The sequence below is a fragment of the Coleofasciculus sp. FACHB-712 genome, from assembly GCF_014695635.1.
Taxonomy (GTDB): Bacteria; Cyanobacteriota; Cyanobacteriia; order Cyanobacteriales; family FACHB-T130; genus FACHB-T130.
This window is the reverse complement of the sequence record NZ_JACJOQ010000032.1, coordinates 1-5306: the sequence shown is the minus strand read 5'-3', so window position 1 is coordinate 5306 and position 5306 is coordinate 1. Positions and strand designations below refer to the sequence as shown.

Genomic DNA, 5306 nt, shown 5'->3' with positions numbered 1-5306 from the left:
GCAGGGACATTCCACCCCTGTGCATTTAAGCGGATCATGTGGGCGCGGTCGCGCGTCCGTTGCGGCACGGTTTGAGCAACTCGCAACTCGCTTAACATTGAGTCCTCTGCTTCGCTTAAGATAATCCGAATGGGAGCAGGCATAGATTAATGGAAAACTTCGTTTAGGGGCTTTATGCCATCTTATATTTAATTAGTCCCAGCTACTTATAAAAAATTGTCGTACTTGCGGACTTTTGAAAACATAATCAAATAGGGCGCGTTCTAGTTCCAAACCCTGAGTTTGCAGGATACGTTTGCAGTAATAACCACGGGCACGACCGAACAGTTCGGCATAGCGTTCGGGATTTCGCCAGCGCAAGTCAGCGGAAATTGCTTCCCGTGCTAAGTCGTGGGGAAAGATACCTTGTAATCTCGATTCTATAAACGAAAGTCCTCGCAGCCAGTTGAACAACTCGTAAGCATCGGGAATCGCGAGAGTTTCACACAGCAGTGCTTCGGTAGTTAAACGCACTAAAGCACAAACTTCTAATGCTGCCCGATGCAACGGACTGGGGACTTCTTGCACAAATTGTTCTAATAAAGTTTTCACCACATCTGGTGCGGCTTCTGGTCGAAAATGAATATTGCCGTGCTGGGCAAAAACATCTGCAACTAGAGACATTGCCAGAGGATGACCGCGAGTAAAGTTTAAGACAGAGGAATGCTGTTCGACAGGAATCTGACGTTTGGTCAGATACGTCCGACTTTCTTCTGGATTCAGGTTATCTAAGGATATTAAACGCATCAACGCCTGCCACCCCGGATCGGCACGCCAAGCAGATGACGGGGGTTGACGACCCGCGAGAACGACGAGGGCATTTTCCGGCAACTGGGGTAAGAAAAATTCCCGCAGCCAGTCTTCTAGTGGCGTTAAGGTTTCGTAGGTATCGATCAGAAGGACACAGTGACCGGGTTGGGAAGCAAACCACTCCCAAAGCTGGTTTTGATGCTCCAGACCGATAACCATCTGGAGGGCGCTGAAAAAAGAGTCGGGTGAAGGTTCGACATTACGGGTATCCAGGTAGACGACTGGTGTTTTCGCTTGTTCGCAGATGTAGGCAAACTCGCGCAGCAAAGTCGTCTTGCCAACACCACCCGAACCATAGATATAGAGGAGATGCCAAGGTAATTGCGCCTCGTCCAGCGCCGACTGAAATAGAGTTTGTTCGCGATCGCGTCCTACAAACCGACTACGACGCAACTCCTCTAGACGATCTGATACCCGCGATGACTTCATTTACTCTTTTGTTTGTTTAACCGCCCCAGAAGCGGCGGGTGGCACCGGATCGTAACCGCCAGGATGGAAGGGATGGCAGCGCAAGATGCGCCGAATCGCCATCCAGCTGCCGCGCCAAGGGCCAAATCTCTCTACCGCCTCTAAAGCATATTTGGAACAAGTCGGCTGAAACCGACACGCTGGGGGAAAAAGGGGAGAAATTAGCACTCGGTATCCCCGAATTAGCCAAATTAGTAATATTTTCATTACTGTGCCCTGGATCTAATAGATTGGTAAGGAGAGCTTTTTTTTATAATTCAATCTTTGCGTAAATCCGTGTTGTGGTTAGAATCAATTCCGGATCTATGGCTCCACATTGGGTTAGTTGGGGCTTGCCTGGGCATTCTTGTGTTACTGGCAGAAGGGCTGCATCGCTACACTTCTACCGAACCGGAAAAGGTGCGGAAGGTGGTTCACATTGGCACGGGCAATGTGATTTTGCTTGCCTGGTGGCTGAACCTTCCCGCTTGGGTGGGGATTACGGCTTCGATTTTCGCGAGTGCAGTGGCTCTTTTGTCATACAAATTTCCGATCCTCCCAGGCATTAACAGCGTTGGGCGCAAGAGCTGGGGGACATTTTGCTATGCCCTCAGTATTGGCATTTTAATCGGTTGGTTCTGGCCTCTAAACCAACCCCAATATGCAGCACTGGGAATTTTGGTGATGACTTGGGGGGATGGCTTAGCTGCCCTCATTGGTCAACGATTTGGTAAGCATCGCTATGAATTTTGGGGCATCCGTAAAAGTTGGGAAGGCTCGCTGACGATGTTCCTGGTTAGCTATGGGGTGAGTAGCTTGATTTTCCTGGGAGTCCAGGGCAATATCTGGCAAACGTGGGTAGTGCCGATTTTCGTTGCTTTCTTTGCTACTCTCTTAGAAGCTTTCTCCTGGTTCGGCATCGACAATCTGACGGTTCCTGTAGGCAGTGCCGCGATCGCTTTTTTCTTGACTCAGCTGCTTTTACTCACTTAACACCTTTGATAACTAGCAAACAGTTAGTTTGGTTGCAATATCCGTAGAATCCCAGATTACAAATTTTCTGCTTCCATTAAGATAGTTGAAGAAGCCTACCTAGGGACAGATTCCCGCTTTATTCAATTTATCTCCAAAGATGGATGTCAATGACTTTTTTTAATCCTGCCGAACCGCTTGTCCGTAGCAAACAGGAAGCCCTTGATTTTCAGGATCGTCAGGGGCTTTTACGTATTCACTTGCAAGTTGGAAATAAAACGCTGATTTCGAGCTTTTATTCTCGAATCGATCAGGCGTTTATTGTTTGGGGTTGGATTACCGCCGCAATTTTTATCAATGCTCAGTTTCTACCTGTTAGCTGGTACGTGCAAGCGATGTTTTGGTCAGCACTTACCTTAGCCGGTACGGTGGGGATGGTGGTGTTGACTCACTTTTGGGTGAAAGTAGAACGCCTGCGCTGGCTGCTTTATAGCTGGGTTGCACTGATGTTATTCGGGGTGGTGCTAACTGACTTGGGTATTTTTCTGGGTTGGGGGTTGGTGCTGATGAACCTGTGTCAGTTTTGGCTGGGTTTAAGTACCATTGGCTACTTTTTTACGGGGATGGGAATGCGATCGCGTACTTTCCTGATTAATGGGTTCGTTCATCTATTGGGCATTGGGATCTTGCCTTATGTCGGAGGCTGGCAATTTCTCACCACGGGTCTTGTAATGGCGGGGACTTTACTGCTATTAGCAGGAGTGCAGTGGGATATGCGATCGCCCATTGATTATGACGTATTAACCCCCGAACAAAAGCAGTTTAACCAGGAACAACATCAGCTACGTCAAATGAGTATTTAGAACTTTAAATAAGCTCTAACTTTTGTATTAAATTCCATACAATTTTATAGAACGCTTGTCACTATAGAACTATGCAATATTCGGTGCGTGAATTTTCCTCATCCACCGAATATTGCCCGACCATAGCAGGCGTTTTGCTGTTTGTCCTGCGAATTGCCCCACTTAGGAGAACGGCGTCTAGGCGGCGAGTGGTCATTCATTGCCCATTCTCAGGATATTGGCTAAGCAAGCCAGTTGAGCGGTTAGTAGTGGTACAGGGTTTTTGTCGTTTCCCCTGCTTTGCAGCCACCAAAGGGATGTTAAACCATCCAACAGAGCAGTCTGAGGTGACTGACACATTAAAAGACGTTCTGGCGGGACTTTTTAGCCATCTCACAAGAATAATTTTAAAAATTATTTCATAAAATTTGGTGGAGAAAGAGCCTCTTTCTCCACCAAATTTCTTATTTTTGACTCTAACAATATAGAAAAAAGCATTCAGGCTGACTACCAATCTTCTCCGCGACGTGCGCTAAACGGTTCCCCTGTAAAGGGCTGCACGCCAGTCGCAGGATACGCATCGTCACTTAGTCCAAAGATGCGAGCGATCGCGCCAGAAAAATATTGGATGATATTGTCAAACGTTCGGGTAAGACTCATATCTTTACTCTCCAGATTCCTTTGGGGATTCGATGAAATGTATATTAGCCTTTGATACTTTTATTATGAATACGGCTGGATAGTTTGAGGTAATTTGCAACACTTGTTTGATTAGGTTTGCAATACTTTGCTTAGACTTAAGTCGGCAGTTAGTTTACTTAAGATTTCTAAATACTTTTAAATTCATTTAGATTTTGCACAATTAACGCAAGAAACTGATGGTTGGTGGTTAAGGGCGAATGGGCAACGCCGCCATGCTCTCTCCTGTGTCTTTTTGGCATCAACTGCCCTTTTCTGTAGCTTTTGAGTCAAAATACTATTAAGAATAATGTATATAACCTAAGAATGACCTGAAGATGGCAATAAAGCTCTCTTCAGAAACCATCTTCTTGAAGAACTCATCAAAATGCCTTGACACTATTATGGTAAATCTTACTATAATTGAAAAGCCCACTCTCTCTGGCTAGGAAGCAAGATGATGAGAACTTCCGTGGACGGACTTGTAAAGCATCCTGCTAACCTGCTTCAGGAGCCGGTTAGGGTAGAAGATCGGGAACTCGCGATCGCTTCTGAAGATTACAGCCTCTTGACCGACCTGTATCAGCTGACAATGGCAGCCTGCTACACGGGCGAAGGTTTAGATCAAACACGGGCAAGCTTTGAGCTATTTGCGCGGCGTCTACCCGCTGGCTTTGGCTATTTGATTGCGATGGGGTTGGAACAGGCGCTGGACTATCTGGAGAAATTCCGCTTCAGTCCCAGCCAGATAGTGGCTTTGCAAGCGACCGGAATTTTCGATCGGGCACCAGAGCGTTTTTGGTCGCTCTTAGCAGATGCTCGGTTCACCGGCGACGTTTGGGCAGTTCCAGAAGGAACCGCCGTGTTCGCCAACGAGCCGCTGCTGCGGGTGGAAGCCCCCCTTTGGCAAGCTCAGCTGGTGGAAACCTACCTGCTGAATACAATTAATTATCAAACTTTAGTTGCCACACGAGCGGCGCGGATACGGGATGTCGCGGGGCCAGAAGCGACGCTGCTGGAATTCGGCACCAGACGCGCTTTTAGCCCTCAAGGGTCTCTATGGGCAGCCAGGGCGGCATTGGCGGCTGGATTGGATGCGACTTCTAATGTACTGGCGGCGATCAAGTTGGGTCAAAACCCCAGCGGGACGATGGCTCATGCTTTGGTGATGGCGCTGACAGCAACGGCTGGGAGTGAGGGAGAGGCTTTTACCGCCTTCCATCGATATTTTCCGGGTGCGCCGTTGTTGATTGATACCTACGATACAGTTGCCGCTGCCCAAATGCTGGCAGAAAAGATCGATGCAGGAGAAATGCAATTGTCTGGGGTGCGGCTAGATTCTGGTGATTTGGTAGGGTTATCCAAACAAGTGCGATCGCTCTTACCGGATGTTCCCATCTTTGCCAGTGGCGATTTGGATGAGTGGGAAATTGCCCGATTGCAAGCAGAGGGTGCTTGCATTGATGGTTATGGACTGGGAACTCGATTGGTTACAGGAACCCCAGTTAATGGAGTGTA

At 47.8% G+C, this 5306-nt stretch carries 7 protein-coding genes; 4 read left to right on the top strand and 3 right to left on the bottom strand.

What is annotated here, in order from left to right:
• Positions 1-192 precede the first annotated feature (192 nt).
• Both H6F50_RS00440 and yidD read right to left on the bottom strand, forming a co-directional pair.
• Positions 193-1278, bottom strand: a complete 1086-nt coding sequence (locus H6F50_RS00440; protein WP_190425083.1) for an ATP-binding protein — start codon at positions 1276-1278, stop codon at positions 193-195.
• Positions 1279-1524: a membrane protein insertion efficiency factor YidD gene (yidD, locus tag H6F50_RS00435; protein ID WP_190425079.1), complete on the bottom strand. Its 246-nt coding sequence runs from the start codon at positions 1522-1524 to the stop codon at positions 1279-1281.
• A 57-nt stretch (positions 1525-1581) separates the two neighbouring features.
• On the opposite strand from yidD, the gene H6F50_RS00430 reads away from it, so the two are divergent.
• The 3 genes from H6F50_RS00430 to H6F50_RS00420 all read left to right on the top strand — a co-directional run bounded on the left by H6F50_RS00430 (position 1582) and on the right by H6F50_RS00420 (position 3535).
• Entirely contained in the window at positions 1582-2289 is a 708-nt protein-coding gene (locus H6F50_RS00430; protein ID WP_190425076.1) for a diacylglycerol/polyprenol kinase family protein, read from the top strand.
• A 149-nt stretch (positions 2290-2438) separates the two neighbouring features.
• Positions 2439-3131: a hypothetical protein gene (locus H6F50_RS00425; protein ID WP_190425073.1), complete on the top strand. Its 693-nt coding sequence runs from the start codon at positions 2439-2441 to the stop codon at positions 3129-3131.
• Positions 3132-3202: 71 nt separating this feature from the next.
• Positions 3203-3535, top strand: coding sequence for a hypothetical protein (locus H6F50_RS00420; protein ID WP_190425070.1), 333 nt, complete (start codon positions 3203-3205; stop codon positions 3533-3535).
• A gap of 82 nt (positions 3536-3617) precedes the next feature.
• Here the strand turns inward: H6F50_RS00420 and H6F50_RS00415 are convergent, their stop codons facing one another.
• A complete protein-coding gene (locus tag H6F50_RS00415) occupies positions 3618-3770 on the bottom strand; it encodes a hypothetical protein (RefSeq protein ID WP_190425067.1) in 153 nt (50 codons plus the stop codon).
• Between the two features lie 478 nt (positions 3771-4248).
• Here H6F50_RS00415 and H6F50_RS00410 point away from each other — a divergent pair.
• Positions 4249-5306 (top strand): nicotinate phosphoribosyltransferase (locus H6F50_RS00410; protein WP_190425064.1); only part of this gene is annotated, 1058 nt, incomplete at its 3' end.

What these genes read in the sequence shown, in the direction of transcription:
- H6F50_RS00440 (WP_190425083.1), bottom strand. Translation starts at nt 1,278, where the DNA reads ATGAAGTCATCGCGGGTATCAGATCGTCTAGAGGAGTTGCGTCGTAGT.
- yidD (WP_190425079.1), bottom strand. Translation starts at nt 1,524, where the DNA reads ATGAAAATATTACTAATTTGGCTAATTCGGGGATACCGAGTGCTAATT.
- H6F50_RS00425 (WP_190425073.1), top strand. Translation starts at nt 2,439, where the DNA reads ATGACTTTTTTTAATCCTGCCGAACCGCTTGTCCGTAGCAAACAGGAA.
- H6F50_RS00420 (WP_190425070.1), top strand. Translation starts at nt 3,203, where the DNA reads ATGCAATATTCGGTGCGTGAATTTTCCTCATCCACCGAATATTGCCCG.
- H6F50_RS00415 (WP_190425067.1), bottom strand. Translation starts at nt 3,770, where the DNA reads ATGAGTCTTACCCGAACGTTTGACAATATCATCCAATATTTTTCTGGC.